Below are 2485 nucleotides of genomic sequence, written 5' to 3'. Positions count from 1 at the left end.
CGGACAACGCCTGTTGGAGGACGTCGAAGGGGCGGTCGACCGGGCGCAGCGACGCGTTGTCGAACCGCTTGGCGACCGCGCGGGAGACTTCCTGGCCATGCTTCGGGAGGTCGTGGAAGCGAACAACGCGGCGAGCCGGGTGCCCGTCAAGCGAGAGCGGGCAGCCTAGACCACGCGGAGGAAGCTTCGTGACGTCGTCCTGCTTCTCGGGCTACGCCGATGCGCCGTCGCGTAAGTGGTCGCCGATCCAAGCGACGACGTCTCTCTGCTTGGGCAACCAGTTCCACGCTTCGGTGCGAAGGCTCCGAACCCGACTGTTAGAGGCCAAGGAATAGATGGCCCGCTGGTATCCCCACCGCTCGACCGCCGCTTCAACCGTCATGGATTGAGGCTCGCCCAGACTGAGCGTGCAAGATATGGCCTCTGCCATTTCGCGGAACGAGGCCTCCCCGCTTTCCACGAATGCGAACGTTCCGGCGGGCGCCTGGTCTAACGCGCGGAGATAGACGTCGACGACATCGGCGACGTGAACGGTGGACCAGCGGTTGAGGCCGCGTCCGATGTAGTGGGCCCGTCCAGTTTCCCTTGCCTGGTCGATCAGAAGCGGAAGCTGGACGCTCTCAGCTTTCGGCCCGAGCGCGTCGCCGAACACCAACGCGTTGCAGAGGACAATGGAGCGCACCCCCTGCGCCGTCAGGATAGCTCGGTCCAGCGCGACGCGCGCCGCCTTGTCGGCGGCGGGCGTCGGCATGTGGTCCTCGTCGAAGACGGCTTCGTTGGGTTCGCCACCTGCGTGATCGGCAACAATGCTGATGCCGCTGGTGTGGAGCGATGCCTTCCCCGAACCAGCCAGCGCCCGGAGAAGCGCGTCGACGGCTTCCCGGTCGTCACTGCTCGCTGCATTCACGACAGCCTCGGCGGCTCGGGCCTCCTTTGCCAGCAGGTCGTGATCAGCCAGTGTCCCGTGAACCGGGACGATGCCGAACGCCTCGCATGCCGCAGCCTTCTCGGCGGATCGGACCAGACCTCGCACCTGGTGGCCTCGTCTCACCGCCTCGGCGGCGACGGAGCCGCCGATGAAGCCGCTGGCTCCCGTCACGAACAGTCTCATTTTGCGGTCCTCGATGGGGCGACCCGTCAGGCAGGCAGCCTTCTGGTCAGGTAGCGATGTCGTCGTGGAGGGGGACTCCGGTCTTTTCCGACATTCTCCGACGGTAAGCGTCGACCGCCGGAGGGTATGAAACGCCCCGGACGATGGACAGCGCCCGCAGGTGCGCGAAGAGGTGGATGTCGTCCTCCGACAGCTCGCCGTTGACGGCGTCCGGCGAGCGCACGAGCGGCTCCAGTTGGAGAAGATGCGCGTTCGCAGCGGCGACGAGCTCTTCGGTCTCGGCCAGCCTGTCTGCGAAAGGGCCGACGACCTTTTCCTTGTTGGCCGTGAAGAAGGCGCGGGCATCCTCCGTGGCGAACTCCGCCAACGGTGCGGCAACCCAGCGCGGCATGGCCAGACGGTAGAGCGTCTGGGACCCTTCCTCGATCCAACGGGTCACGTCCGGGTTGGTCGGACCCACCAGGGCTCGGGGCTCCGTCATGGCGTCGACCGCGCGCACAATGTCCATGCTCTCCGGTGTGTAACGCCCGTCGTGCTCGAGGATGGGGGCCACCTTCCGCCCGACCATCCGCTCGGGCGTCGCGGCGTCGTCGTTCGCCATCACGACGAGTTCGAACGGCAAGCCCTTCAAACCGAAGATCGCACGCGCCTTCACGCAGAACGGACAGTGGTCGTAAACGTAGAGCTTCATGCGTCGTCTCCTGGGGTCGACGTTGGATTCAGGACGTTCGGGGTTGGCGTGTGTCGGAGAGACGGCCAGCGTCTCTCCCGGCAGTGTCAGCGTGTGAAGCCGTCGAAGGATGTCATGTAGATGGCGCCGAACCCGTCAAGCGTCGCGCGGATCTCGGGCGTGGTCGCTCCGTAGACGAAGAGCTTTTCGATCGTCACGAGTTCGAGGAAGCGCTCGGCGAACGGCGCGAACGTGTCCGTGACGTGTCCCAGTAGGTCGGGCGTCCGGTACCGTTCGACAATGTGCGCGGCGGTCTGGTCGGCGTTGACGCTGTACTCGTAGCTGAGGGTGCCCGGCTCTTGGCGCGTCGCGGACACGATCCGACCGACCAGCTCCTTGAACGTCTCGAAGTTCGCGGGATCCAGGGTCAGGTGATAGATGCAGACGGTCTCGTCGGTCATGTGGTGCTCTCGTTTCAGGTGGTTGAAGGGGACCGGAAAGTCGGCTCGCCATGCGAAGCCGCTTCCGGGCTTGTCGTGTCTCAGTTCAGGTACCTAGCCGCAGGCGACATTGGGCTTCCGCGCTCGCGCTCGGCGCAGCGGAAATTGGCGGGGCTCGACGGGTCGCCGCCAGTGTACTCGGGAAACTTCGGATAGGCGCAGATCGGCCGTTGGGCCTGAGGCACAGTCTCGCTGCCGCCTTCT

3 protein-coding genes are annotated in these 2485 nt (G+C 65.6%); all 3 read right to left on the bottom strand.

Annotated features, from left to right (window positions below):
• Positions 1–211: 211 nt before the first annotated feature.
• The 3 genes from ACZLZY_RS24775 to ACZLZY_RS24765 all read right to left on the bottom strand — a co-directional run bounded on the left by ACZLZY_RS24775 (position 212) and on the right by ACZLZY_RS24765 (position 2242).
• Complete coding sequence (locus tag ACZLZY_RS24775) at positions 212–1111, bottom strand: NAD-dependent epimerase/dehydratase family protein (RefSeq protein ID WP_472935183.1); 900 nt, start codon at positions 1109–1111, stop codon at positions 212–214.
• Between the two features lie 46 nt (positions 1112–1157).
• The gene (gene grxB, locus ACZLZY_RS24770) at positions 1158–1802 is read right to left on the bottom strand and encodes a glutaredoxin 2 (RefSeq protein WP_472935182.1); all 645 of its coding nucleotides are present in this window, start codon (positions 1800–1802) and stop codon (positions 1158–1160) included.
• 86 nt (positions 1803–1888) lie between these two features.
• Positions 1889–2242 (bottom strand): putative quinol monooxygenase, encoded by a 354-nt coding sequence (locus ACZLZY_RS24765; RefSeq protein ID WP_472935181.1) that lies wholly within the window; start codon positions 2240–2242, stop codon positions 1889–1891.
• Between the last annotated feature and the right edge of the window lie 243 nt (positions 2243–2485).

The sequence above is a fragment of the Mesocryomonas lacus genome (assembly GCF_055730135.2).
This window is presented reverse-complemented; position numbering and strand designations above follow the sequence as displayed.

What these genes read in the sequence shown, in the direction of transcription:
- ACZLZY_RS24775 (WP_472935183.1), bottom strand. Translation starts at nt 1,111, where the DNA reads ATGAGACTGTTCGTGACGGGAGCCAGCGGCTTCATCGGCGGCTCCGTC.
- grxB (WP_472935182.1), bottom strand. Translation starts at nt 1,802, where the DNA reads ATGAAGCTCTACGTTTACGACCACTGTCCGTTCTGCGTGAAGGCGCGT.
- ACZLZY_RS24765 (WP_472935181.1), bottom strand. Translation starts at nt 2,242, where the DNA reads ATGACCGACGAGACCGTCTGCATCTATCACCTGACCCTGGATCCCGCG.